At 73.8% G+C, this 24,600-nt stretch carries 18 protein-coding genes and 1 pseudogene; 7 read left to right on the forward strand and 12 right to left on the reverse strand.

The genetic code is table 11. The annotated features are described in order from the left end of the window. The first annotated feature begins 381 nt into the window (after window positions 1-381). Both HD601_RS28580 and HD601_RS28585 read left to right on the forward strand, forming a co-directional pair. Window positions 382-1,941, forward strand: a complete 1,560-nt coding sequence (locus tag HD601_RS28580; protein WP_184827722.1) for a hypothetical protein — start codon at window positions 382-384, stop codon at window positions 1,939-1,941. Window positions 1,942-1,970: 29 nt separating this feature from the next. Beyond that, a complete protein-coding gene (locus tag HD601_RS28585; RefSeq protein WP_184827724.1) occupies window positions 1,971-4,793 on the forward strand; it encodes an FG-GAP-like repeat-containing protein in 2,823 nt (940 codons plus the stop codon). A 273-nt stretch (window positions 4,794-5,066) separates the two neighbouring features. On the opposite strand, the gene HD601_RS28590 is transcribed toward HD601_RS28585, so the two are convergent. The 9 genes from HD601_RS28590 to HD601_RS28630 are packed head-to-tail and all read right to left on the reverse strand — an operon-like array spanning window position 5,067 to window position 14,036. Beyond that, entirely contained in the window at window positions 5,067-6,017 is a 951-nt protein-coding gene (locus tag HD601_RS28590) for a Gfo/Idh/MocA family protein (protein ID WP_184827726.1), read from the reverse strand. Then, window positions 6,014-6,811 (reverse strand): amidohydrolase family protein, encoded by a 798-nt coding sequence (locus HD601_RS28595; RefSeq protein ID WP_184827728.1) that lies wholly within the window; start codon window positions 6,809-6,811, stop codon window positions 6,014-6,016. The genes HD601_RS28590 and HD601_RS28595 overlap by 4 nt, the downstream gene beginning before the upstream one ends. Continuing rightward, window positions 6,808-7,539: a cysteine hydrolase family protein gene (locus HD601_RS28600; protein WP_184827730.1), complete on the reverse strand. Its 732-nt coding sequence runs from the start codon at window positions 7,537-7,539 to the stop codon at window positions 6,808-6,810. The genes HD601_RS28595 and HD601_RS28600 overlap by 4 nt, the downstream gene beginning before the upstream one ends. After that, complete coding sequence (locus HD601_RS28605) at window positions 7,536-8,444, reverse strand: NAD(P)-binding domain-containing protein (RefSeq protein WP_184827732.1); 909 nt, start codon at window positions 8,442-8,444, stop codon at window positions 7,536-7,538. Before HD601_RS28605 ends, HD601_RS28600 begins: the two co-directional genes overlap by 4 nt. Next, entirely contained in the window at window positions 8,441-9,565 is a 1,125-nt protein-coding gene (locus tag HD601_RS28610; protein WP_184827734.1) for an ATP-binding cassette domain-containing protein, read from the reverse strand. Before HD601_RS28610 ends, HD601_RS28605 begins: the two co-directional genes overlap by 4 nt. Beyond that, window positions 9,562-10,578, reverse strand: a complete 1,017-nt coding sequence (locus tag HD601_RS28615; RefSeq protein WP_184827736.1) for an ABC transporter ATP-binding protein — start codon at window positions 10,576-10,578, stop codon at window positions 9,562-9,564. The genes HD601_RS28610 and HD601_RS28615 overlap by 4 nt, the downstream gene beginning before the upstream one ends. Beyond that, window positions 10,575-11,432: an ABC transporter permease subunit gene (locus tag HD601_RS28620; RefSeq protein WP_184827738.1), complete on the reverse strand. Its 858-nt coding sequence runs from the start codon at window positions 11,430-11,432 to the stop codon at window positions 10,575-10,577. The genes HD601_RS28615 and HD601_RS28620 overlap by 4 nt, the downstream gene beginning before the upstream one ends. Next, window positions 11,429-12,373, reverse strand: coding sequence for an ABC transporter permease subunit (locus HD601_RS28625; protein ID WP_184827740.1), 945 nt, complete (start codon window positions 12,371-12,373; stop codon window positions 11,429-11,431). Before HD601_RS28625 ends, HD601_RS28620 begins: the two co-directional genes overlap by 4 nt. A 31-nt stretch (window positions 12,374-12,404) precedes the next feature. Next, entirely contained in the window at window positions 12,405-14,036 is a 1,632-nt protein-coding gene (locus HD601_RS28630) for an ABC transporter substrate-binding protein (protein WP_184827742.1), read from the reverse strand. A gap of 115 nt (window positions 14,037-14,151) precedes the next feature. Here HD601_RS28630 and HD601_RS28635 point away from each other — a divergent pair, with 115 nt between their 5' ends. After that, complete coding sequence (locus tag HD601_RS28635; protein WP_184827744.1) at window positions 14,152-15,090, forward strand: dihydrodipicolinate synthase family protein; 939 nt, start codon at window positions 14,152-14,154, stop codon at window positions 15,088-15,090. Then, window positions 15,087-16,349, forward strand: a pseudogene (locus tag HD601_RS36310) (DHA2 family efflux MFS transporter permease subunit); the annotation flags it as partial. The gene HD601_RS28635 and the pseudogene HD601_RS36310, both read left to right, overlap by 4 nt. A gap of 153 nt (window positions 16,350-16,502) precedes the next feature. Here HD601_RS36310 and HD601_RS36315 read toward each other — a convergent pair. Continuing rightward, a complete protein-coding gene (locus HD601_RS36315) occupies window positions 16,503-17,324 on the reverse strand; it encodes an AAC(3) family N-acetyltransferase (protein WP_184830255.1) in 822 nt (273 codons plus the stop codon). Between the two features lie 38 nt (window positions 17,325-17,362). Between HD601_RS36315 and HD601_RS28650 the strand changes: the two genes are divergently transcribed. Genes HD601_RS28650 through HD601_RS28660 form a run of 3 tightly spaced genes read left to right on the forward strand, consistent with a single transcriptional unit; the run spans window position 17,363 to window position 21,713 of the window. Continuing rightward, window positions 17,363-18,937 (forward strand): carboxypeptidase-like regulatory domain-containing protein, encoded by a 1,575-nt coding sequence (locus tag HD601_RS28650; protein ID WP_184827746.1) that lies wholly within the window; start codon window positions 17,363-17,365, stop codon window positions 18,935-18,937. A gap of 11 nt (window positions 18,938-18,948) precedes the next feature. Beyond that, window positions 18,949-20,613, forward strand: a complete 1,665-nt coding sequence (locus HD601_RS28655; protein WP_184827748.1) for a hypothetical protein — start codon at window positions 18,949-18,951, stop codon at window positions 20,611-20,613. Next, window positions 20,610-21,713: a mandelate racemase/muconate lactonizing enzyme family protein gene (locus HD601_RS28660; RefSeq protein ID WP_184827750.1), complete on the forward strand. Its 1,104-nt coding sequence runs from the start codon at window positions 20,610-20,612 to the stop codon at window positions 21,711-21,713. The genes HD601_RS28655 and HD601_RS28660 overlap by 4 nt, the downstream gene beginning before the upstream one ends. A 20-nt stretch (window positions 21,714-21,733) precedes the next feature. Here HD601_RS28660 and HD601_RS28665 read toward each other — a convergent pair whose 3' ends face one another. Continuing rightward, entirely contained in the window at window positions 21,734-23,035 is a 1,302-nt protein-coding gene (locus HD601_RS28665) for a YncE family protein (RefSeq protein ID WP_184827752.1), read from the reverse strand. A gap of 135 nt (window positions 23,036-23,170) precedes the next feature. After that, complete coding sequence (locus HD601_RS28670; RefSeq protein ID WP_184827754.1) at window positions 23,171-24,499, reverse strand: aspartate aminotransferase family protein; 1,329 nt, start codon at window positions 24,497-24,499, stop codon at window positions 23,171-23,173. Between the last annotated feature and the right edge of the window lie 101 nt (window positions 24,500-24,600).

A 24,600-nucleotide genomic window follows, 5' to 3' on the forward strand; every position in this document is an offset into this window, starting at 1 on the left:
GCCGGGCGACCGTGCGCTGGGTTTGCCGAGTTGGCCGGCCCCTGCTGCTCTCCATGGTCGGGCGCGCGCTGGCGATGGGTTGCGCTGGCCGCTGACGGCTGCGCTGTGGTGTTCGGCAGTTGGTCCCGCCGACATCCAGCCCCGACGGCCGCTTTCCATGATCATCAAGGATTCACCACACCATAGGGGGTCGGATCCTTGATGATCATGGAGAAGGTCGGCTCAACAGCGCCTCGGAGGCCGACCTTCTCCATGATCAACGGTCGAGGGGCGAGCCGGTCGGCACTCCGGCCGTGGAACGGGTGTAGACGGGGCAAATCACGACATGATAGGACCTAGGTCATGTCACTAAGGTCCTAGGTCTGTGGTAAGGAGCCCGCCATGCCACGTCGTCACCTGTTCCGGAACGTCATCGCCGCCGTCGCGACGCTCGCGACCGCCGCCACCGGGCTCGGCCTGGCCGCCGTCCCCGCCCACGCCGTCGCTCCTGAGGACGGCACCGTCATCCAGTTGTCCGACGGCAGTTATCTGCCGATCGTCCCCGTCACCGGACACTCCCCCGTCGAGGCCGTCGGGTACCGGGTCAGCGGCGGCCAGTTGCGCGCCTACGACCAGGACGGCGTCCAGCTGTGGGCCCGTTCTACCACCGGCACGCAGCTGTCCGGCGGCTACGACTTCGACGCCGACGGCTGGCCGGACGTGGCCGTCACCATCTCGGCGAGCACCGGGTCCACCTGCGGCGTCACGCCGCTCACGACCACCACGCTGCACTTCTACCAGGGCGCCACCGGCACTCAGCACACCCCGCTCAGCCCGATGAGCGACATCTGCTGGTCCTTCCCGGGCACGACGCCGTACCCGACGCGCCAGTGGTCGGAGCTGGCGCCGCTCTGGGGCGACGAGACCAGCACGCTGTTCACGTCGCCCTACTACGCGACGACGTCGTGGTACCTCGGCTTCGCGAGCGGAAGCTTCAACACGGCCGGCGCGCTCTACTATCCGTCGACGTCGTCGTACGACGCCACGTACACGAACTCCCAGCCGAACACGTACCCGACCGGCACCGACTACATCCAGTACGCCCACGTCGCGAACGGACTCATCACGTCGGTCAGCGGGCAGAACCGGGCCGTCTTCTGGACCAGCGGCCGCGTCGCGCAGTACTCCATCGGCGCGCTCAGCAGCAGCCAGCTGGTCGCCGACCGGCCGTACCTGACCGGCGGGCGCACCGACATCGCCGGGCGCAACTACGGGCTGGTCGCCGTCGACCCCGGAAGCCCAAACTCGATCGTCCTGCTGGCCGGGACCAGCAACTACTCGCTCTACCAGGACGCGATCACCGGCACCCAGAGCTACGACATCTGGGGCGGCATCGAGCGGCACGTCTCGATCTACGACGCCGCCGCGAACACCGTCCAGGACCGCTTCTTCAGCTACGCCCACGACAACAACGACGGCAACCGCTACCAGTACCGCGTCTCCTACCCCGCGCACCCGTTCGTCCAGCGCGCCGGCGCCTCGCGGCTGGCCTACAACGTGTTCCGCGACGGCCGGTGGCGGCTGCACGTCAGCCAGGCCGGCTCGACGACGTCGCTGTACGAGCTCGACGACGTCTTCCTGTGGGACATCGTCGACGTCGACGGCGACGGGACGCAGGAGTGGCTGATCAGCCCGACGCGGTTCGGCTCGGACCCGCTGGGCCCGGGGTACTACTTCCCGAAGTGGCAGACCGGCGCCTACCACTGGAACGAGACGGCGCTGACGCTCACCAGCATCGCCACCTTCACCGACGCCATCCCGTACCTGCAGAAGACCTTCACCACCGCCAACACGTCGAGCAGCGACGGCTCGCTGGCGCAGGCGCACGTCGTCGCCGACGGCGGCGTGCGTGAGCTGCTCGTGCGCACCAGCTCCGGAACCGTGGAGCGCCGCACCCTCTGACCCATCCCCAGCAACGATCGGAGACCGAGATGCCCCCCGTACGTCGCCGAACGTTCCTCGCCGGTACCGCCGGCGCCGCTGCCCTGGCCGGCGTCACCGGTGTCCCGGGCGTCCCCGCCCTGTCCCGGCTGACCGGCACCGCCGCCGCGGTCACCGGCCCCGGCGGCACCCCCGGCCAGTGGGCACTCCCCCGCGCCGACGCCCGCAACACCGGCCACCAGCCGCTCCCCGGCGGGCTGCGCCGGCAGCCGAAGGTGGTCGCCAGCGCCTACCTGGGCGGCTCGACGCCGTGGGTGATGGCGGCCGACCTCGACGGCGACGGCTCGACGTCGCTGCTGTTCCTGACCGCGGGCTCGGTCGTCGCGACCGGGCCGCGGCTGGAACCGCGCTGGTCCGCGCCCGGCCTGTCCCCCGCCGACATCGCCGGCGTCTACGACCTCGCCGGCGACGGCGGCCGTCAGGTGGTCGTCATCGGCACGACGACGGTGGCGGCGCTCGACGCCGCGACCGGCGAGGTGCTGTGGTCGCACGACTTCGGCGCCGTCGTCGCGTTCGACTGGATGAGCATCGGCCCGCTCGCGGACGGCGTCGCCGGGCAGCAAATCGTCGTCTGGCCGTACCTGAGCCCCGTCGGCATCTCGATCGCCTTCGACCGCGGCGTCGCCGACGGGTACGAGCTCTGGCGGACGTCGCCGGACTACGTCCAGCCCGCGTACGCGCCCGAGCTGGTCATCGGCGACGCCGACGGCGACGGGCGCAACGAGCTGGTCATCGCCGGCTACGCGCAGATCCTCGCCTACGACGGGCGCACCGGCGTGCTGCGCGACACCGGCAGCGGCTGGCGCGGCCGGGCGGACTGGGTCACCGGGCCGAACGTCGACGGGCGCAACTACGGCCAGGTCCAGCTGATCGAGCTCGACGGCGACGGCCGGCTCGAGCTGGTCGAGGTGTGCGACGGCGTCACGCTGCACGCCGCCGTCGTCGACAGCGACGCCGAGGGCCTGAAGCTGCTGTGGGACGAGTTCGTCGAGTATCCCGAGAGCGGCAAGTCCCTGCGCACCACGGTCAACGGCGTCGGCGACCTCGACGGCGACGGCCGGGTCGAGATCGCGGTGTCGCTGTTCAACCACACCGGCGACGGGCGCTGGCACGTCCTGGTCATCGACGCGCTGCAGGGCTTCGGCGGCCCGGTCAAGGCCGACCTCGTCGACCGCTACCTCTGGGGCGTCCAGGACCTCGACGGCGACGGGCGCAGCGAGCTGCTGGTCGCCGTCACGACCGACCAGACCCCGCCCGCCGTGGCGACGCTCGAGGTCTACGCCCTGGACGGCGCCGGAGCGTGGTCCCCGGTCTGGTCGCTCGCGGACGCCCAGTACGTCATGGACCCGCACACGCCGGTCCCGGCGACGCTGAGCCCGCACTCGCGCACCGGCCGCTCCGAGATCCTGCGGCCCGGGCCGCTGGCCTCGTTCGTCGTGCGCACCGGCGGCTCGCTGCGGGGCTACACGTTCGCCGGCGGCGCCGTCACGCAGACGTGGACCCGGGCCGACGACGGCGGCGTGCTGCACCGGGCCGGCGACCTCGACGGCAGCGGCACGGCGACGGTGCTCTACCAGCTGCCGTCGGGCGAGCTGCAGGCCGAGGACGCCGCCGGCACGGTGCTCGGCAGCACCCGGCTCGGCGCGCTGGTCTGCGACCCGATCGTCGCCGACCTCGACGGGCGCGGCCGCAGCAGCGTCGTCGTCAGCGCGTTCGACGAGGTGCGGGTGCTGGACCTGCGCGGCAGCACCTTCAAGGAGCGCTGGCGGGTGCCCGGCCGCGGCGAGTACGTGTACCTCGGCGGGCTGCAGTCGGCCACCGCGGCGGACCTGAACGGCGACGGCCGGGCCGAGGTGGTGTTCGTCGACGCCGTGGGCCCGCGGTCACGGCTGCGGGTGTTCGACGGCGCCGGCAACGAGGTGTGGAGCCACGTCTTCGACGACCTGCCCGCACCCACGTTCGTCGGCCCCAACGGCGTCTACCTGTGGACGTTCGGCGACTTCACCGGCGACGGCCGCCTCGACGTGTACGTCGGCGCGAACAAGGCCGGCTACAACACCGAGATCTCGCGGATCCTCGACGGGCGCGACGGCACGCTGCTGGCCAGCCGCGACAATGACGGCCCGGGTCACGCGGGCGGGCAGTTCGGCCCGTGGGTCGGCCCGCCGGCGGCCGCGGACACCGACGGCGACGGCGTCGACAACGCGTTCTTCCTGGCCGCCGACCTGCTTTATGACATCAGCGGGACCGACTTCGCCGACCCCGGGATCGTGCAGGGCCACGTCGGGCTCTACCACACGCCGATCCTGGTCGACGTCGACGGCGACGGCGCGCTGGAGGTCGTGCTGGCGGCCGGGTTCGACTACCTCGACGTGGTGACGTTCGCGTCGTCGCCGTCGGGCAGCACGCTGTGGCGGGTCGCGACCGTCCCCGGCGCGCACCTCGGCCACCAGCCCGGCATCGCCGACGTCGACGGCGACGGCGTGGTCGAGCTCGGGGTCCTGCTGAACGACGGCACCTTCGAGTGCCGCAACGCCGCGACCGGCGCGCTGCTGTGGACCCACGACCTGGGCGCCGCCGGCAGCGCCGTCACCACCGTCGACGCCGACCGTGACGGCCGCCCCGAGTTCGTCGTCGGCACCGTCGACGGCCGGGTCGTCTGCCTCACCTCGGACGGCGGGCAGGCCGTCGTCAGGTGGACGGTCGAGCTGGGCCACAAGCTCGGCGACGTGGTCGCGGCCGACGTCGACGGCGACGGGCGCAGCGAGCTCCTCGTCACCGCCGACGACGGCTACCTCTACGTCATCGCCTGACCCGAACGGACGTCACCTGATCGTTTTCGACGCGACGATCAGGTGACCGTCCGGCCCCTTCCGTGCGTCGCTTCGTCACCTGATCATCTCCACCAGGTGGACGCGAAACGATCAGGTGACGAAGTGGCACGGTAAAGCCGCGGTTTCGTCACCTGATCGCCGGGTGTCCGAATGCTGAAGACGATCAGGTGACGAAGCGGCCGGGGAAGGGACGCGAAACAGCGCCCTGCCCGCCCCGCTGCACGTCGCGGGGCGGGCAAGGCGGTCGGCGGGTCAGGTGGAAAGAGCACCCGCTTCGAGGGTGGCGAGGACACGGGCGGCGGGCAGGATGTCGGCCGCCTGCACGGCGGGCGGCGGGCCGCCGGCGACGGCGTCGAGGAAGGCGCGGTCCTGGGCGGTGACGGCGTCGAACTGGACGGTGGCGACGTCGCCGCCGTCGTACACCACCTCGCCGTTCTCGCGCAGCACCGCCCCGTTGACCAGCAGCGTCCGCTCGGGAGCGATGACGAGGAAGTCGCTGACCGCCTCGCGCGAGTGGTACGAGACTGCCACCGACGCCAGTCGGCCGTCGGCGGTCACGAAGGCGCCGGCGACGTCCATGGGCGAGCCGCTGCCGGGCCACGGAGGCGCCGCCGTCCCGGTGACGGTCACCGGCTCGGCCGGGCGCAGGTGCCAGAGCGCGGCATCGACCGCGTGGCCGCCGTGGTGCCAGAGCGCGCTGTCGGTCCAGTCGCGCAGCTTGCCGGTCCAGCCCATGTCGGTCTGCCGCAGCATCAGCTGCCGCACGACGACCAGGGACGGCAGCGTGCCGGTCGACTCGAGCCGGTCCTGCAGCCGGCGGTGCGGCTCCCAGTAGCGCAGCGTGTGCCCGACGGCGGCAACGCGCCCCGCGCGGGCGGCGGCGTCGGCGACCGCGGCGGCGTCGGACGCGGACAGCCCGACGGGGATCTCGCACAGCACGTGCCGGCCCGACTCCAGCACCGCCACCGACTGCGACGCGTGCAGGTGGCTGGGGGTGGCGACGATGACCGCCTCGACGTCGTCGTCGGCGAGCAGGTCGTCCAGCGCGCCGTACGTCCGCGCGACACCGTGCGTCGAAGCGAACGCGGCCAGCTCGTCCGGCTTGGGCCCCGCGACGGCGACCGGCGTGACGCCGAGGCGGGCCAGCGCCTGCGCGTGCACGTCGCCGATGGCGCCCGGGCCGACGATCGCGACTCCGGTCATGGGTGTGCTCCCTCCGTCGACGATGTGACCGTGGCGGGCAGGCCGAACACCCGCGCCGCGGTGCGGCCGAGCACATCGGCCTGCTGCCGCGCGTCCAGTCCCCAGTGCGACCGCGCCAGCTCGGCGGCGGCGTCGTACTCCCCCGCCGCGAGGCCGGCCCGGTTCCAGTCGCCGCTCCACATGGTCCGCTCGGACCCGAACGCGTCCAGCAACCGCTCGAGGTACGGCAGGGCGTCGGGGTACGGGTACGGGGTGCCGGCGTTGGCGAAGAAGCCCGACCACATCACGCTGACGTTCGGCAGCGACGCCAGCTCCAGCAGCGACGGAAACGCCTCGGCGTCCGGCGAGCCGGGACCGTAGCGGAACCAGCCCAGGTGCTCCAGCCGCACGTGCAGTCGCGGCCGCTCGGCGACGACGGAACGAAACTCGTCGGAGACGACGGACGCGAACGGGCCGGTCAGGCTGGCCACCGCCCCGGCGTCGGCGAGCACGTCGAACACGGCGTCGCCGCTGCCGTCGGCCAGCCCGGACGGCGCCACCCGCAGCCCGGCGAAGCCGCCCGACAGCAGCGCGGCCGCGTGCTCCACACCGTCGGCGATCGCCACGCCGGCGAAGCGTCCCGGGTCGGAGCGGACGGCGTCGAGCAGGTACCGGTTGTCGGTGGTGCCCAGGTGCTGGACGAGCACCGCCCCGGCGACGCCCGACGCCGTCATCGCCGCTCGGTAGTCCGAGATCGCGGCGTACTTCGGCGGCCCGGTGTGGACATGGGCATCGACGACGGCGACCGGACTCACGCGACGTCCACGGTGGCGCAGGCCGCCCGGAAGTCCTCCGCCGTCGAGGTGTAGCCGACGTTGCACTCGATGTGCCGGATCGCCATGAAGTTCGCCCAGCCGCCCTCGCGGGTCTCGGGGAACTCGAACGTCGACACGCAGTCGCGCAGCACGACGACGCGGTAGTTGCGGTACAGCGCGTCGGTGACGGTGGTGCCGAGGCAGACCCGGCTGTCGAACCCGACGACGACGAGGTTGCGGACGCCGCGGTTGCGCAGCGCGCTGTCCAGCTCGGTCTCGTGGAAGCCGCTGTAGTACTGCTTGCGGATGAGGACGTCGTCGTCGTCCGGGGCGATGACCTTGGAGTGCTCGAGGATCGGCGTCGGCGGCTTCCACGCGGTCAGCACGTCGACGTCGCAGACCCGCTGCGACATGTTGCGCCACTCGTTGCCCTCGTCGATGCCGGGCGACAGGTAGTTCGTCAGGTACACCGTCGGCAGGCCGATCGCCCGGGCGGCATCCTTCACCGGCCGGATCTTGTTCCGGACCATGTCGCGGGTCGCCTCGTCGACCTCGTAGATGCCGTCCAGGCCCTCGGGCACGTCGTCGTCGAAGCCGGCGCCGTAGACGTCGACGATGAGCAGCGCGGTGTCGTCGAGCCCGAGCTCCAGGTCGTCCTCGGCGTGACCGAGCGGCGAGTCGATGGTCGGGTACAGCCGGTAGTAGCGGCCGGGCAGGCGCAGCGTCATGGTCGGTCGTCCTCCTCGGCGACGGGTGCGGTGGGGGCGTCCGGCCGGTCGCGGACGGCGTGCCGGTACAGCGCCTGGGTGCCCAGGTCGCCGCCGCCGGCGTCGGACAGCCAGCGGTAGCGCTCGCGGGCGGACCGGCCCGCCGCGAGGTCGAGCCCGTGCTCCTCGCCCGCGGCCTCGGCCAGCGCGAGGTCCTTGATCATGTGGTCGACCTTGAAGCCGGGCGCGAGGTCGCCCCGGACCAGCCGCGGCCACATGAAGTCCAGCAGCGGGCCGGTGCCCAGGCCGCGCCCGACGACGTCGGCGACGACCTCGGGGTCCAGTCCCAGCGCGCCGGCGAGCGCCCACGCGTCGGCGATGCCGCCCGCGATGCCGCCGATGAGCAGCTGGTTGACCAGCTTGACGCTCTGCCCGGCGCCGGGCCCGCCGATGAGCACCGGCGTCCCGAGCACCTCGAACGCCGGCCGGGCCCGCTCGAACGCCTCGGCCGACCCGCCGGCCATGATCGTCAGCGTGCCGGCCGCCGCGCCCATCGGGCCGCCGGAGACCGGTGCGTCCAGCGCCTCGACACCCCGGTCAGTGGCCGCGACAGCGAGGCGCCGGGCCAGCTCGGGCGGGCTGGTGGACATGTCGGCGACGACGGCGGGTGGCGCGGCCGCCGCGAGCAGTCCCGACGGGCCCAGCACGGCCGCCTCGACGGTGTCCGGGTCGGGCAGGAACGCGATGGCGAGGTCGGCACCGTCGCCGGCCGCCGCGGCGGAGTCCGCCCACGACGCTCCGGCCGCCAGCACCTCCTCGGCGCTCTCCTTGCGCCGCGAGTGCACGGTGACCTCGTGCCCCGCGTCGACCAGCCGCTGCGCCACGGGCCGGCCCATCAGGCCGATCCCGACGACTGCGATCCTCACCCGACCTCCTCCGAGACCACCGAAATGCCAGGGCCCGACGGCGACGGCGCACCGGCCGTGTCCTCGGCCGACTCCGCGAAATGACAGGCGACGGCGGACCCGCCGGCCACCGCCCGCAGTACCGGCCGCTCCGTCAGGCACCGCTCCGGCCGGCCCAGCCGCACGTGCAGCGGGCAGCGCGACGCGTAGTGGCAGCCGGTGGCCAGGGCCGGCGACGGCTCCGCGCCCGCCACGCCATCCGCCGTCGACTCCCCGCGGTCCGGCGCCGCGTCGGGCGCGTCTCCGGTCGCCTCGGCCAGGTCCGCGGCGAGGTCCGCCGCGGCGCCGTCGCGCTCGCCGAGCCCGGGCACCGCCGCGATGAGCCGCCGCGAGTACGGGTGCAGCGGGCTCTCGAGCAGTCGCTCACGCGGCGCCACCTCGACCAGCCGGCCCTGGTAGAGCACCGCGATGCGCTCGCACAGGAAGTAGACCGCGCGCAGGTCGTGGCTGATGAACAGCAGCGACAGCCCGAGCTCGCGGCGCAGCCGGGAGAACAGGTTCAGCACCTGCGCCTGCACGGACACGTCCAGCGCGGACACCGGCTCGTCGGCGACGATCAGCCGCGGCGACAGGCTCAGCGCGCGGGCGATGCCGATGCGCTGGCGCTGCCCGCCGCTGAACTGGTGCGGGTAGCGGTCCAGCATCGAGGGGTGCAGGCCGACCCGTTCGAGCAGCTCGCCGAGCGCGGCGTCGCGACCGCCGGGCGTCGGGAGCCGGTGGATCTCGTACGGGTCGGAGAGGATGTCGCGGATCTTTCGCCGCGGGTTGAACGCGTGCTGGGTGTTCTGGAAGATCATCTGGACGGTGCGCCGGTACGCGAGCTGGTCGCGGCCGCGCAGGGCCCCGATGTCCTGCCCCTCGACCAGCACCCGGCCGGACGTCGGCGTCAGCAGCTTCGCGACCACCCGGCCCAGCGTCGTCTTGCCGGAACCGCTCTCGCCCACCAGCGCCACCGACTCGCCCGCGGCGATGGTGAGCGACACGTCGTCGACGGCCAGGTGGGTGCGCCGGCCCGGCAGCAGCGCGCGGCGGGCGCCGAACTCGTGCGACACCTGCTCGATTCTCAGCAGCGGCTCGCTCATCGGCGCACCTCCTCCAGCGGACTGGCATCCAGAGGGAAGTGACAGGCGGCGTGGACGGCGACGCCGTCGGCGCTGCCGGGCCACGTCGACGAGCACTCCTCGGGTCCGCCGAGCGCGACGTGATGGCGGCAGCGGGCCTGGAACCGGCAGCCGCCGGGCCACGCGGCGGGATCCGGCGGCATGCCGGGCACCGTCTCGAGCTGGTCCGGCGGCACCCCGCCCAGCGGCGGGATGCTGCCGAGCAGGGCGGCGGTGTACGGATGGCTCGGGGACGTGAGCACCTCGTCGACGCCGCCCTGCTCGACGACCTGGCCGGCGTACATCACGACGACGCGGTCGCAGATCTCGCGGACCGTGCTGATGTCGTGCGTCACGAAGACGATGGCCGTGCCCAGCTCGTCGCGCAGCTGCACCAGCAGCCGCAGGATCTCCGCCTGGATCGAGACGTCCAGGGCGGTGGTGGGCTCGTCGGCCAGCAGCAGCACCGGCTCGTTCTGCAACCCCAGCGCGATGGCCGAGCGCTGCTGCATGCCGCCGCTCAGCTCGTGCGGATACGCCGAGAGGGCCTGTTCGGGCCGCGGCAGCCGCGCCCGGCGCAGCGCGTCGAGAGCCCGGCCGCGGCGCTGCTGGGAGTTCAGCTCCGGGCTGTGGGTGCGCAGGCTGAGCCGCAGCTGCCTCCCGATCCGGGCGACGGGGTTCAGCGCGGCTCCGGCGTCGGACGGGATCAGCGCCACCTGCCGGCCGCGCAGCGAGCGGATGACCGACGGGTCGGCGCCGAGCAGGTCGCGCCCGCCGAACGTGATGCTGCCGCCCGCCACCCGCCCGCCCGCCGGCAGCAGGCCGAGCAGCGCGAGCAGGGTCAGGCTCTTGCCGCAGCCGGACTCCCCCACGATGCCGACGATCTCGCGCGCGCCGACCTCGAAGCCGACGCCGTCGACCGGCCGGGACACGCCGGCGCCGTGGCCGAACTCGACCGCGAGGTCGCGGACGCTGAGCAGCGGCTGGTCGGTCATTGGCTGGCCCCCTGCGGGTCGAGCCGGTCGCGCAGGACGTCGGCCATGATGTTGATGCCGAGGACGACCAGCAGGATCGGGACGCCGGCGATGACGCCGATCCACGGATGGCTGAGCACGAACCCGCGCGACTGCGCGAGCAGCGCGCCCCACGACGCGTCGGGCGGCTGGACGCCCAGCCCGAGGAAGCCGAGGCCGGCCTCGTCGAGCACGGCGAACCCCAGCAGCACCGTCGTCTGCACGATGAGCAGCGGCAGCAGCGCCGGCACGATCTCCTTGCGGATGATCCGCCAGCGCCCGGCGCCGATGACCCGCGCGGCGTCGGTAAAGGCGAGGTCGCGGACGCCGACGACGGCGCTGCGCACCAGCCGGGCGTAGAACGGCCAGAACGCCAGCCCGAGCGCCAGCATGGTCGTGGTGAACGACGGGCCGAAGATGCCGACGATGCCGATGGCGACCAGCAGCGTCGGGATGGCGAAGAACAGGTCCACCACCCGTATGACGGCGAGGTCGACCCAGCCGCCGAGGTACCCCGTCAGCAGCCCGAGCGGGACCGCGATGGCCGAGGCCAGTGCCACCGTCCCGAGCGCGATCAGCATGGTCATGCGCCCGCCGACCGCCATGCGGGTGAACAGGTCGCGGCCGAGGTCGTCGGTGCCGAACCAGTGCTCGGCCGACGGCCCGGAGAACCGTGCGTTCAGGTCGGTGGCGTTCGGGTCGTACCCGGAGATCATGGGCCCGACCAGCATGAACAGCGCCAGCAGGCCGAGCAGCCCGCCGCCCACGATCAGCTTCCAGCCGCGCTTCACCCGGGGGCCGTCGGCGGTCGCGGCCACGACGGCGACGGCGCTCACGTGAGCCTCACCCGCGGGTCCAGCAGGCCCTGCAGGACCTCGGCGATGACGTTGACGACGATGAAGATCGCCCCGTACACCAGCATCAGCGCCTGGATCATCGGGTAGTCGCGCTCGCTGACGCCGGCCGCGACCAGCCGGCCCATGCCGGGCCAGTTGAACAGCTCTTCGACGACGATGGAACCGGCCAGCAGGAACCCGACCGTCAGCGCGATGGCGACGATGAGCTGCGGCATCGAGATGCGCAGCACGACCGTGCGCGCCACCGTCCCCTCGGGCAGGCCCTGCGCCCGGGCGTACGCGACGCTGGGCTCACCACCGGTCTCGACGACGGCGGTGCGGGTCAGCCGGGCGAGGTAGGGCGCGATGGCCAGTCCCAGCGTCAGTGCGGGCAGCACCAGCAGCCGCAGGTTCTGCCCGGGGTCGACGTCGAACGGCACGTAGCCCTGACTCGGCAGCCAGCCCAGCTGCAGCGCCAGCAGCAGCATGAGCAGCGTCCCCAGCCAGAACCCCGGGGTCGCCAGGCCGACCAGCGTCGCCCCGGTGATGACGTTGTCGGCCCGGCTGCCGCGCCGGAACCCGGCATACAGCCCGGCCGGGATCGCGAGCGCCAGCCCCACCAGGAGTCCGCCGAGCGCCAGTTCGAGCGTCGCCGGGATCCGGTCGATCAGGATGTCCGACACCGGCATCCGCGAGCGGTACGAGAGCCCGAAGTCGCCGGTCACGACGTTGCCGAGCCAGCTCGTGTACTGCTGGTACCAGGGTTCGTCGAGGCCGAGCTGGTCGCGAAGCTTCGCGACCAGCTCGGGATCGCTGTTCACCCCGAGCATGGCGGTCACCGGGTCGCCCGGGATGAGCCGGACGTAGGCGAAGGCCAGGATGCTCAGGCCGAAAAGCAGCGGGACGGCGAGCAGGAGACGTCGCGCGATGTACTGGAGCACCGGCACCTCCCTCCCTGGTCGGCAGTGTGCGTCACTCGCTCAGCGTCGCTTCCACCAGGGTGTACGAGTCGGCGTCGACGCCCGGCTTGTAGTTCTGCACCCGCTGGGTCATGCCGACCTGCGGCCACTGGTATCCCACCACGAGCATCGGGAGCTCGTCGGCCTGCCATTCCTCCAGGTCCTTGATGATCTGGATGGAGGTCTCCTCGTCGACCTGCTGCGCCTCGGTGACCTTGGCGTTGATCTCGGGGTCGTCGAGGTGCGTGGTCAGCGCGGTGAGCGAGCCGCCGGTGGCGAACCAGTTGGCGTAGAGGTCCATCGAGTCCGCCGCGCCGGCGCCGCCGTGGTACATCGTGAACTTGCCGGCGGAGACGTCGCCCCAGTAGGCGGCCGGGTCGTACTTGCTCGGCGTGACCTCGATGCCGACCTCCTGCAGGTTCTGCTGGAGGATCTGCACGTGGCACTCGGCGGCGGGCCAGTTGCCCTCGTACGGGACCTCGAAGGCCAGCGGCGTGCCGTCCTCGACGCCGTCGACGCCGTCGGCCACGCGGGTGCCGCCGCCGTCGGGCTCGACCCAGCCGGCCGCGTCGAGCAGGTCGGCGGCCTCGGCCAGCGCGTCCTCGCGGTTGTCGGCCTTGTAGGTATTGATCTCCTCGTAGGCCGGGTCCCACGGGCGCAGGATGTTGCCGTAGGTGACGCCGCCGGTGCCGAACCAGCAGGCCTCCTGCTTGCCCTCGCGGTCGACGGCCCAGGCGACGGCCTGACGGACGTCCTTGTCGTCGAACGGCGCCTTGGTCCGGTCCCAGCCCCAGAACAGCGGGGCCAGCTGGTCGGACTGCACGATCTGCAGGGTGCCCTCGGACTTCAGCCGCTCGGCGTCGGAGTAGGCGACGCTGGCGACGTCGGCCGAGCCGGACTCCAGCGCGGCCGCGTTGGCCGTCGGGTCGTTGTTGAACGAGACCTGGATGGTCGCGATGCCGGGCGGCTTGAAGTAGTGCTCGTTGGCCGTGAACGTCATCTGGCTCTTGGGCGTGTACTCCGACAGCGTCCAGGGGCCCGACGTCACGGTCGGCATGGTGAAGTAGTCGGGGTCGGCGCTGACTGCGGCCTCGGACAGGATCGCCGCGTTGGCGGGACGCCCCACCAGCGCCGGGAACGTGCTCATCGGCCCGGACAGCGCGAACACCACGGTGGTGTCGTCGACGGCCTCGACGGAGGTCAGCGTGGCCAGCTGGGCCTGCAGGGCCTCGCCGGTCTTCATGCGGTCGAACGAGAACTTCACGTCCGCCGCGGTGATGGGCGAGCCGTCGCTGAAGGCGATGCCGTCGCGCAGCGTGAACGTGTAGACGGTGCCGTCGTCGGACACCTCCCACGAGTCGGCCAGCGCGCCGACGATCTCACCCTCGCCGTCGCGCTCGGTGAGGGTCTCGTACATCATCGCCATCGGGACGCGGGAGGCGTCCGCGAACGCGGTGGAGGGGTCGAAGCCCTGGGTGGGCTCGACGCCGAGCATGCGCAGCGGGCCGGCGGACTGGCCGCCGGTGGCGCCGTCGCCGCCCTCGCCCGCGGCAGGCGATTCGGACGAGCCGCCGCCACAGCCGGCGAGCGCGACCGCGGTCACCAGGCCGGTGACCAGGACTCGGAAGTGATGACGCTTCGGCATCGCACGCTCCTTCAGGTGGTCGATCCGCCGGAGGGGATGGACGGGACCCTAGGTTCCGGTTCAAAGTGTAGTCAAGTCTCTTGACATAGGTCCTATGTAAGGATTGGGTTACGACATGAGCGACGGCTTCTCCCTGTCCGGGGTGTTCCCCGCGAGCCTGACGATGTTCGACGAGGCCGGCCGCCTGGACGAGCCGGCCTCCCGCACCCACCTCGAGTCGCTGGTCGACGCGGGTGCGCACGGCCTGGTCGTCGCCGGCACCAGCGGCGAGTTCGTGGCCATGACCTCGGACGAGAAGGTCCGGCTGGTCGCGACGGCGGTGGCCGCGGCGGCCGGGCGGGTCCCCGTCGTCGCCGGTACCGGGACGGCGTCGACGGCCGAGACCGTCGAGCTGACCAGGGCGGCCGCCGACGCCGGCGCCGCCGCCGCGCTGGTGATCCTCCCCTACTACATGCGCCCGCACCGCGAGGAGGTGCTGGCCCACCTGCGCACCGTCGGCGCGGCCAGCCCGGTGCCGGTGCTGGTCTACAACAACCCGGCCAACAGCGGCACCACCGAGCTCGACGCCGTCGACATCGGCATGCTCTACCGTGAGGGCGTCGTCCACGGCGTCAAGAGCACCTTCCCCACCGTCCACCAGGTGCCCGAGGTCATCGACGAGACCGGCCCCGACTTCGCCGTCTTCTACGGCGGGTTCATGGCGCCGCTGTCCGGGCTGGCCGAGGGCGCGCACGGCTGGATCAGCGGCGTCCTCAACGTCGCGGTCACCGAGGCGCTGGCGCTGTACGACGCGGTCCGCGCGGGCGACCTGGCGACGGCGCGGCACTGGGCGGCCGTGATCCGGCAGTACCGCTACCTGTACACGCGCCGTCCGCTCGGCCAGGTCGGCGACCTGGCGCTCTACCGGGCGATGCTGGAGCTCCGCGGGCAGCACGGCGGACACTGCCGGGCGCCGCTGCTGCCGCTGACGGCGGAGCAGCGGGCCGAGCTCGAGCGGCTCATGGCCGAGAACCCGGCGCTGTTCGGCGCCGCCCGCGCGGCCGCGCGTCCATGACCAGATCAGGATCATGGCGGCCCCGCCGCCCGTCCTCCACCACGACCCACGTCGGCACCGTGATCACGGGCGCCGTCATGCTCAACCTCGACATCGCCGCGGTCAGCGTCGCACTGCCGACGTTCCAGGCCGCGTTCGGCACGACCGTCGCCACGGCGGCCTGGACGATGACCGGCTACACGCTCGCGCTCGCCGCCGTCATCCCGTTCACCGGCTGGGCCACGGACCGGTTCGGCGCCCGGCGGCTGTACCTGAGCGCGCTCGCGCTGTACCTGTGCGGGGCGGTGCTGTGCAGCGTCGCCTGGGACATCGGCGCGCTGATCGGCGCCCGGACCATGCAGGGGGCCGGCGCCGGCATGCTCGTGCCGCTGGCCATGACGATCACCACCCGCGCCGCCGGGCCGGGCCGCGTCGGCCGCCTCACGGCCGTCCTCTTCGCGGTGGCGGCCACCGGCGCGATCGTGGGGCCGGTCCTGGCCGGCTGGCTGCTCGGGATCGCCTCCTGGCACTGGGTCTTCCTCGTCACCGTGCCGTTCGGCGTCGTCACGTTCGCGGCCGCGTTCCGGGTGCTGCCGAGGGTCCCGTCGCAGCGGACGGAGCGCTTCGACTTCGCCGGCCTGGCGCTGCTGTCGCCCGGCCTGGCGGCGATCCTCTTCGGTGTCTCGTCGGCGCCGGGACGGTCGTCCCTCGCCACGGCGGCGGTGCTGGTGCCGGCTGCCGCGGGCCTGCTGCTGGTCGCGGCGTTCGTCCTGCACGCGCTGCGCACCGACCACCCGGTCATCGACCTGCGGATGTTCCGTCACCGTGAGCTGACCGTCGCCGTCGTCACCATGGCGATGTTCTTCGTGGCGTTCACCGGCACGGGGCTGCTGCTCCCCGCCTACTTCCTGCAGGTCCGCGGCGAGAGCGCGCTGACCGCCGGGCTGCTGATGGCCCCGCAGAGCGTCGCCGCCATCGTCACCATGCTCGTGTGCGGCCGGTACGCCGACCGGACGGGGCCGCGGCGGCTCGTGGCCGGCGGCCTGACGCTCGTGGTGCTGGGCCTGACGACCCTCGCCCGGGTCGGGGCGGACACGTCGTACGCGCTGCTGGCCGGCTCGCTGGTCGTGATCGGGCTGGGCCTCGGGATGACGACGATGCCGCTGACGGCCGCCGCGCTCGCCAGCCTCGCCCCCGCCCAGGTGGCCCGCGGCTCGACGCTGATCAACATCGTCCAGCAGGCCGCGACGTCCGCCGGGATCGCCGTCACGTCGGTACTGCTGACCAGCCGCCTGCTCGAGGTCCCCGCCGCCGGCGACCGGTCCGCCGTGGCGCGGGCGTTCGCGTCGACCTACGCCGTCGCCGTTGCCCTGGTGATGCTCACGATCGTCCCGGCGCTCTTCCTGCGCCGCACCCGCCGCCGCGCTCGCGGGTCAGCGCGCGACGACCCGGGCGGCGCAGCGCCGGCAGCCGGGGTCGTGGCAGACGCCGGCCAGCGGGTCGCGACGGAACGCGTCCGCCGCCGCGGCCAGCACCTGGGCCGCCGGGTACGTCCGCCACCGGCTCGCCCCCACGACGCCGGTGCGCTCCAGGTGGGCCACGGCCGGTGCGAGCCGCTCGAACCCGCGGGAACAGCCACCGTGGCGCGTCTCGACGGGTGCGTCGACACCGCCGACCCGCGCCCAGCGGACCATGAGCGCCAGCCCGGCCGCCTCCTCGGCGGCGTGCAGCAGCGTCAGCGCGTCCAGCCCCACACCGGCCAGCACGACCACGCCGTCGTGCCGGCCCAGCTCGCGCAGCGGCGCGAACGGGTCGGCGGCGCTCTGCCCGGCGACCAGCGGCTCCGCCAGCGGGCCGACGGCGGCGAACGACGACAGCGGGTTGGCGCCGCGGTACCGGTCCGGCCGGGCCAGCACGGCCCGCGGGATCGCCCCCATCCCCCGGTCGACGGTGTCCTCCGCGGGGTCGTACCCGGTGGCGGGCGCGACGGCCGGGATCGAGCCGTCGTCCTCGCTGTTGTGCGGCAGCGGGACGTGCCCGGCGGGCGGCGGGGCGGCGAAGGTCGCGCTGGCCGACGGCACCAGCACCGTGCAGCCGGCCGCGAGCAGCCCGTCGACGACGGCGTCCGCTCCCCCGGCGACCCGGCCGAACGACGAGAGCGCCGAGTGCAGGCACACCGGCCGCCCGGCCAGCCCGAGCCGCTCCGCGGCGGCGCGCACGTCCGCCGTCGTGACCTCCGTCGTCTCTGCCGTCATCACGTCACCTCAGACCTAGGCTCCAGGCTGGAGGCCTCATGCTAGTGGGCTACGTCAGCGACGAGAACGACGTCGCGATCGCCGATGCCGCCGTCGAGCTGATGGGCGCCGACGGCGTCCCGGTCGTCTGCCGGTCCAGCGCGAGCGGCCGCGTCGACGCCGACGTCGCGCCCGGCCGGTACGACGTCGTGCTGGCGCGCGACGGCTACGGGCCGAAGCGCACGACCGCCGTCGTCGGGGCCGAGCCGGTGCGGTTCCGCCTGCTCAGCGACCGGACGTACGGGTTCGTCTGGCCGAAGGAGACGACGTCGGGCACTACGGCGGAGATCCGCGTCTCGTGCCCGCTCCCCTACCGGCTGTCGCTCTGGCGCTACGGCGCCGCCCGCGAGCCCGTCGCGCCGCTGGGCGTCGGCGAGCACGAGCCCGGCGCCACGGCGAACCCGCTGCCCGACGGCGACGTCGCCGGCTCCGGCGTGGACTGGTCGCCCGGCGACTTTCCCGGCCAGCGCGTGGTCGCGCCGGAGCGGAGCGGCCTGTACTTCGTGCACGTCGACGACGAGGGCGGCGGGTTCCACGGGCTGCCCTGGATCGTGTCGCCGTCGGCCCCCACGGCACCCGTGGCGGTGCTGGCCAGCGACCTGACGTGGACGGCGTACAACTCCTTCGGCGGGCGCAGCAACTACCTGAACCCGGCTGGGCTGCCACCGGCGCCGACGGTGTCGCGGCGCCAGGACCTCGCGTTCTACGCGACGCCGGAGCGGGGCGAGTGGGAGGACGAGTACTACCCGCCGCTCTCGCTGCGCCGCCCCGAGCCCGACGCCAGCATCCCGCTCGACGAGGAGGTCGACGGCCCGACGACGACCCGGCCCGGCCCGCACCTGGCCGCCGCGGACTGGCGGCTGCTGGCCTGGCTGGAGCGGCAGGGCTATGCCCACGACCTGTACGCGGAGTCGCGGCTGGACCGCGGCGAGGTGCCGCTGGACGCCTACCGCGTGCTGGTCCTCGGCTGCCACCCGGAGTACTGGACGTACGCGATGTTCCAGCGGGTCCGCGACTGGGTGCACGCGGGCGGCCGGCTGCTGCACCTCGGCGGCAACGGCCTCAACTGCGAGGTCGAGCTGCTCGACGGCGACCGCCTGCTGGTGCACAACGGCGACACCCGCAAGCTCGGTCCCGGCGAGGGTCCGGACTGGAGCCGGTTCACCGCCCGGCGCGAGCCCGAGGCGGCGCTGCTGGGCGTCGGCTACGACCAGCGCGGCCTGCTGACGGCGGCGCCGTACGAGGTGGTGTCGCCCTCGCATTGGGCGTTCGAAGGAACGGGGGTGGGCGCCGGCGACCTGTTCGGCGAGCGGTCACTGAACGGGCGGATCCTCGGCGGCGCGTCCGGCCACGAGACGGACAAGATCTCGCCGCACTCGCCGCCCGGCACGACGCTGCTGGCGCGCGGCGTGAACGCGGACGGCGGCGGGGCGCACCTGGTGCACGTGCCGGCGTTCGGCCGCGGCGAGGTGGTGTCGGCCGGGTCCATCGCGTTCGTCATGTCGCTGCTGGCCGACGACGTCGTGTCGGCCCTGACCCGGAACGTGCTGGACCGGTTCCTGGCGGAGCGATGAGCTGCGGCCCGATGGGCTTCCGGGACCGGGTGGCCGACGGGATGCTGGCCGACGCGCGGGTGTGGGCGTCGCGGCCGGTGGGCGTGGAGTGGATCGCCCCGGTCGCCGACGACCCGGTGTACGAGAACCTCTACGACCGGTTCTGGGCGATCATGGCCGACGCCGCCGCCCTCGAGCACCTGGCGTTGACGGCGCGGGTGGACGGCTCGCGGTGGGCGGCGGACGCGGCGGCGACCCGGCTGCTGGGGACGGCCCGGCGGTGGCGGCGCGAGGCAGAGCTGGCGCCGGACTACGGGACCGCGTACGCGACGACGCGGATCGTCAAGGCGCTCGCGGTCGGCTACGAGTGCCTGCGCGACGTGCTGCCGTCGGCCGCCGCCGAGGAGGTGACCGGCGTGCTGGCGGACTGCCTGCGCCGGCTCGCGGCGGACTGGTTCTCCCGGCCCCTGGTCCGCGGGCCGGTGGGCGTCGGGGCGGACCGGCACTCCCCGCACCACTCCAGTGTCGAGTGGTCCTCGTTCGGGATCGGCGCGCTGGCGCTGTTGGGGCGCCTCCCTGAGGCCTCGACGTGGGTCGAGGATGCCGAGCGGCAGTTCCGCGACCACCTGCTGCCCGGCGCCCTGGCTCCCGACGGCGCCGCGCCCGAGGGCATGGACTTCTGGGCGTCGACGGTGCTCAGCCAGGTGCAGTTCCTCGACCCGCTGCGCCGCGCGACCGGCCACGACCTGCTGACGGCGCACGCGCGTTCGCTGGACCCGGTGCCGGGCCTGGCGATGTACCTGCCCCGGCGGACGGCGACGCCCGAGGGTCACCCGCACTACGGGCCCAGCACCGGCCTGTGCGCGGTGTTCTCGGCGCTGGCCCGCGAGCGCGACGACCCCGGGCTGGCCGCCGTCGCCGCCCAGGAGGCCGCGGCGGGGCGCATGGAGGTCTGGCCCGCCCGGTCCCCGCGCCGCGGCGAGCAGCTCTGGATGGCATGGAACGCGTACGCGGCGCTCTGGCACCCCGGCGGGCCGGAGGATGACGCCGTCGGGCCGCCGCCCGCACTGAGCTGGCACTCCCCCACGCTCGGCGAGGCGTACGTCCGCTCCGGCTGGGGCCCCGGATCGTTCGTCGTCGCCGTCCGCCGTGGCAAGGTCACGGCGTGGGCCGACGGCGTCTGCGCGCTCGCCGACCTCACCCCCCACACCGTCGTCGACGTCGAGGAGTCGCGTCGCACCGGCTCCGGCGTCTACCGCGTCGAACCGCCCGGGCTGGAGCCGGCCGGGCTGCGGGTCGCGGACCTCGGCGACGCCGTCGTCGTCACCGGGGCCGACGCGGACGGCCGGCCGCTGCTGCGGGTGAGCGTCGACCGGCGCCGGCGGACGGTCACCGTGCTGCGCCTCGACGGGCATCGCCGGCGCTGGTGGTGGGCGACGGCCGCCACTCCCGCCGTCGTCGCCGGCACCGTCACGGAGATCACCGCGGACGGGTACCGGCCGGACCTGCGGGCCGGTTACGGCCTGCTCGACGTCGTCGAGACCGACCCGCGCGCGTACCCCCTCGCGACCGTCGAGCCGGACGCCGGGCGCATCGAGGTCGCCGTCCAGCTGGGCAAGAACCGGCCTGGCGCGACGGGCCCGAGGGGGCAGGATCGGGAGCGGACCCGAAGGCCCCACACAGGAGGACTCGCATGAAGATCACGTCGGTCACGGCCGTCCCGATCCGCGCGCGCCGGCACACCCCCATGGTGGCGACGCAGGGCTCGATCGACGTGTCCGAGTTCGGCGTGGTGCGCGTCGACACCGACGAGGGCCTCACCGGCTGGGGCGAGATCGCGATGTCGTGGGGCCGGGTCGGCCGCGCGCTCTGCCGCGACGTCGAGCTGACCCTCGGCCCCACGGTCAACGGGCTCGACCCGCGTGACCTGCCGCGTTGCGCCGCCGCCATGGAGCAGCGGCTGCCGCTGCCGATGGACGGCGGGCACGCGGCCCGGGCCGGCGTCGAGATGGCGCTGCTCGACGTGGCCGGGAAGGCGGCCGGGCTGCCGGCGTACCAGCTGCTCGGCGGCCGCGCCCGCGACACCGTCCCCGTCGCCTGGCCGATCCCCTGGGGCACCGTCGAGGCCACCGTCGCCGCGGCGGAGGAGGCGGTCGCGGCCGGCTTCCCGACAGTGAAGCTCAAGATCGGCCGAGCGGGACGGCTCGACGAGACCGTGGTCGCCGCGGTCCGGGCCGCCGTCGGCGACGACATCGCCATCAAGGTCGACGCGAACATGGCCTACCGCAGCGCGAACCAGGCGCTGGCCGCGCTGCGCCCGCTGGAGCGGCACGGCCTGCAGCTGATCGAGCAGCCGCTGCCGCCGCGCGACCTGGACGAGCTGGCGCGCCTGCGCGACCGGCTCGAGACGCCGCTGCTGCTGGACGAGTCCTGCTGGGAGCTGCGCGACGTCGGCGAGATCGTCCGCCGCGGCGCCGGCGACGTGCTCAACGTGTACGTGACGGAGATGGGCGGGCCGGCGCAGGCGGTCAAGGCGTTCGCCGCGGGCGAGGCCGCCGGCTTGGTCGGCCTGCTCGGCAGCCAGTGCGAACTCGGCCTCGCCACAGCCGCGTGCGCGCACGTCGGCGTCGTCGTGAGCAACCTGGCCTACGAGTCCGACGTCGTCGGGCCGCTGCGCTACGTCCGCGACATCGTCCACGAGCCGCCGGTCATCGCCGGCGGCGTGCTGGTCCCGCCGGACCGCCCCGGCCTCGGGGTCGAGGTCGACCCCGAGGCGATCGAGGCGATGCGGTGCTGACTCCGTCAGCCCCGGTGCCGTCAGTCCTTGTAGCGGACGAACAGCAGCGGGTGGAACGACGGGTCGCCGGTCAGCTGGCCGGCCATGAGCATGCCGGTGGTCGGCCGCCGCCCGCCGAAACCGGGCGGGACCCGGCTGCCCTGGCGCGCGCTGAGCAGGTTCGGCCAGAGCGCGGCCGCGACGCCGGGGATGGTGTGGTGGTCGACGGTCCAGTCGACGCCGTCGGTGCTGGTGGCGACCACGAGGTCAGCGCCCTCGCTGGAGAAGACGGTGATCTCGCCGTCCGGCGCGACCAGGACCTGCGAGTGGTTGTCCATGGCGCCGACAGGGACCGGGTCGCCGTCGAGCCCCCGCTGGTAGTACAGCGTGCCGACGCCGCCGTCGCGCCGGTAGAAGACGCTGTGGACCACACCGTCCGCGTCGACGGTGAGGTCCGACGCGTCGACCCAGTTGCCGTCGCCGTCGGGCGCCGGGTTCTCGGTGAGGATGCGCTGTTCCGGGAAGCTGCGGCCGTCGTCGGCCGACGAGAACAGCAGCGCGGCGTCGAGGTACGCGGAGTTCGGCGTGCCCAGGACGTACTGGCTGAAGCTCAGCGACACCTCCCCCGGCTCCGTGCCCGGCTGCACCCGCGGGTAGAGCCAGGCGCGGCCGGCCGGCGGGCTGCCGACCTTGCTGGTGTGGACGTCCTGCCCGGTCACGGTGTCGAAGACGTTGATCCACAGGTCCCAGCCGTCGACGGCGTACGCGGAGTACAGGTAGCGGCCGTCCCTGTCGATGGCGAGGCCCTGGTAGTAGCGCTCGCTGCCAGGCTGCCTGATGGTGTGGTCGGTCGGCTGGTCGAAGTCCACGGAGCCGTTGGCATGGTGCTCGGTGAACTCCAGCCGCACCGGGTAGACGGCGCCCAGGTCGGCGCCGGGGGCGGGCGCGACGCCCGGGTAGCACTCGGCGCCGGTGTAGCAGGCCACCTGCAGGTGCAGGTCGCCCTCGCCGTCGACGAGCAGTGCGACCGGCTGGTACACGTGCCCCGGCAGCCGGACGACGGGCGTCCAGACGGTGCCGTTGCGCGAGCGCCACACCTGCGCCGACCACGGGTACTGCGCCCCGTCGCCGTCGAGCGTGGCCGCGTAGTAGAAGCGGCCGTCGTAGACGACCTTCGGGATCTGCGCGCCCCACGTGGGGACGACGTTGGTCAGCGCGAGGTCGTCGGAGACGACGGACGCGCGGACCACGGCGGGCGGATCGGGCTCGGCGGCCGCGGAGCCTCCGGAGAGGACTGCGGCCACGGTGGCCACGGCAAGCAGGAGGGAACGGTGCACGGGCATGGCGGCTCCCTGGTGACGTCGGTGGATGTGCCCCCGACGCTAGGGACCCGCCGCCGGGCCGGCAGGACCCCTCGTTGCCCGGCGCTCCCCCGATCTTGCCCAGTCCCCCCACCCTCCGTTGGTGGGAGCGCGCGGTTACCAGGTGCGGAGGATGTCGGCGACGATCTCGACGGTGCGGTCGACGTCGTCGTCGGTGTGGGCGGCGGAGAGGAACCAGAGGCCGCGCGGCACGATGTTGACGCCGCGCCGGAGCAGCTCGGCGTGCAGGCGGGCCATGCCGGCGCGGTCGGTGGCGGCGAAGTCGCGGTAGTCGTTCACGGCGTCCGCCGAGGTCAGGTAGGTCTGGAAGACCGGGCCGGGGCCGTCGACCAGCATCGGCACCCCGGCCGACGCCGCCGCCGAGCGCAGCCCGGACATCAGGCGCTGCCCCGTCGCCCGCAGCGACGGGTAGAGCTCGTCGCCGTCGCGGTGCAGCCGGCCCAGCGTGGCGACCGCCGCGGCCATGCCGACGGGGTTGCTGTTGAACGTCCCGGCGTGGCCCACCGACCCGGCGGTGATCTGGTCCATGACCTCGGCGCGCCCGGCGATCGCGGCCACCGGCAGGCCGCCGGCGATCGCCTTGCCGAACACCGCGAGGTCGGGCACGACGCCGAACCACTCCTGCGCTCCGCCGCGGGCCAGCCGGAAACCGGTGATGACCTCGTCGAACACCAGCAGGGCGCCGGCCGCCGAGGTCAGTTTCCGCACCGCCTCGAGGAAGCCCGGCGCCGGCGCGATGCAGCCGGTGTTGCACAGCAGCGGCTCCATGACGACGGCGGCGATGTCGTCGCGGTGCTCGGCGAGGACGGCGCTGAACGCGTCGAGGTCGTTCCAGGGCGCCAGGACGATGTCGCCGGCGGCGCTGACCTGCTGCCCGCCGCTGCCCGCGACCGGCAGCGGCGCCTCACGCGGGCCCGCGGCGTCCACCGGCGGGTGCAGGCTCCACAGCGCGGCGTCGAGCCAGCCGTGGTAGTGCCCCTCGAACTTGAGGATCTTCTGCCGCCCGGTCAGTCCGCGGGCCAGCCGCCACGCGCCGATGACCGCCTCGGAGCCGACCGTGTTGAACCGGACCAGCTCCGCGCCCGGCACCATCGCCTGGACCAGCTCGGCCGCCTCGATCTCGAGGGCGTGCTGGCCGGCGTAGGCCTGGCCGCGCGCCACCTGGCGGGTCACGGCCTCGACCACCTCGGGCGCGCTGTGGCCGAGGATCATCGGGCCCTGGCCGAGCACGTAGTCGACGTAGTCGTTGCCGTCGACGTCGGTCAGGTGCGCCCCGAGAGCGTGGTCGACGTACACCGGCTCGGGCAGGCCGCGCCGGGCGTCGCTGGACACGCCGGCGGGCAGCACCCGGCTCGCCCGGGCGGCCAGCTCGGCGCCGCGCCGCAGCGGTGTGCGGGCGCCCACGGCGACGGTCGGGTTGGTCATCGATCCTCCTCGATCAGCGGTGGTCCGACCGTAGAGTCCCTCGTCACGGGCGTGTCAACCGCACCGCGCCGCTGCCCGCCAACAGGACAACAACGGACCCG

Origin of the sequence: Jiangella mangrovi, from assembly GCF_014204975.1 — a bacterium.
Lineage (GTDB): Bacteria > Actinomycetota > Actinomycetes > Jiangellales > Jiangellaceae > Jiangella > Jiangella mangrovi.